1 pseudogene is annotated in these 227 nt (G+C 63.0%); it reads right to left on the minus strand.

Annotated features, from left to right (window positions below):
• Positions 1 to 209, minus strand: a pseudogene (locus tag ACCO56_RS33090) (IS110 family transposase); the annotation flags it as partial.
• Between the last annotated feature and the right edge of the window lie 18 nt (positions 210 to 227).

A 227-nucleotide genomic window follows, 5' to 3' on the forward strand; every position in this document is an offset into this window, starting at 1 on the left:
GCTTCAAGTGCCGTCCTGACGGCGGCTTCATAGTTGCCGCTCGCCTCCAGCCCAACCCGCTTGACCCCGGCCGCCCTCAGCCGGGCAGCCAGCCGGCGGTGGCCGTCAGCGTCATTCGTCTCCACAAAACGCTGCCCGTCGAAAACGGCCACGTCGAGCTTCGCCTTGGAGACATCCACACCGGCGCATTTCATGCTAGTATCATTCATCTTCGTCGACCCAACCTT

This window comes from Mesorhizobium sp. 1B3, assembly GCF_050958605.1.
Lineage (GTDB): Bacteria > Pseudomonadota > Alphaproteobacteria > Rhizobiales > Rhizobiaceae.